At 46.2% G+C, this 1,349-nt stretch carries 1 protein-coding gene; it reads left to right on the top strand.

Annotated elements, in window-relative coordinates:
- Window positions 1–1,349: hypothetical protein (locus OQV04_RS24655; protein WP_332643244.1), on the top strand; the 1,349-nt coding region annotated here is incomplete at both ends.

The following is a 1,349-nucleotide window of genomic DNA, read 5'->3' as shown; positions in this document are numbered from 1 at the left end:
ACACAGCAACATTGCCGTTAAATAAACTGGGGCCTGATACACTGAAAGCCACAGTAAACTCAATAGCAAGCCAAGCTGTCACTGTTGACGTACAAAATACCAACCAAGTGACGCAAATTAGCACACTGGAGCTTAGCCCTATTGCCCCAACAGCAGCAGGTAACTCGCCAACACTGACGGTGAAAGCCCTTGATATCAATCAACATGGTGTCACGCAAATTGCTGATGACTTTAAGGTCACGCTCAATGGTGCACTGATAGACGCCATTTTCACTGAATCCTTAACTTCAAAAGGGGCTTACACCGTGACCTTGCCACCGCAAAAAGTCGGTAAATATACGGTTAAAGTGACTGCCTATAAACAAACCGCACAGCAAACGTGGGAAGTTAATGTGGCTTCTGTCATCACGGCAACCAACACCTCGGGAACGGGTACGCAGGGTGCACGCGGCGTGATCAAAACCGCCGAGCTCACAGCGGTATCAACTCAAAACCTGAAATCAGGGGATAGTGTAAGACTGACGCTGACCTTAAAAGATGCGTTTGATAACCCTCTAAGTGGTATTGATGTTAAAAACATCAAATTAACCCACAACCAAACCGGTAATGGGCTTTGGGTTGATAACAAAGATGGGACCTACATTGCGGACTTAATGTTAACGGCATTGGGTGAAGACCTCTTAGTCGCTAAGGTTAACAGTTCGCAAAGTGATCCGGTTAAGATTGACGTGAAAAAAACACAAGGAGATAAACACATCAACAAGGTTGTTATCACCCATATAACCCCTTCTGTAGGCGCAGGGGCAGAAAGTACCTTAACGTTTACCTTAGCCGATGTTCAAGGGAACCCGGTTGACGGCATCCAACAGGTTGAGGTCGCAATCGATCAGCTTAAACCGAAAAAAATTAACGTCAATCAACAAGCGGATGGCAGCTACACAGGAACATTAGCGGGGCAACTCAGTGGTGCTCATGAGGTGGTTATTTCTACCAATGGGCTAAAATCCAAGCCAAAAACGCTAAACGTGGCACAAGCCGATACCGTTACCGCAACGACAGATGGCAGTGGCATAAAAGACAAGCAAGGTGTTGTTAGCAGCGTGGTACTAAGTGCACCAAACACAACGTTAACATCTGGCGCGAATGTGCAACTGACCGTCAGCTTAAAAGATACCTTCCACAACCCACTCAAAGGAGTTAGCAGTAAACATATTGCGCTACAACATAGCCAAATGGGCAGTGTGGCATGGGTAGATCACAATAACGGCAACTACACAGCAACATTGCCGTTAAATAAACTGGGGCCTGATACACTGAAAGCCACAGTAAACTCAATAGCAAGCCAAGCT

The organism is Escherichia sp. Lx600-2, assembly GCF_036662595.1.
In the GTDB taxonomy this organism is placed as follows: domain Bacteria; phylum Pseudomonadota; class Gammaproteobacteria; order Enterobacterales; family Enterobacteriaceae; genus Escherichia; species Escherichia coli.
Note: the sequence above shows the minus strand (reverse complement) of the source record. Positions and strands in the feature narration are given on the sequence as shown.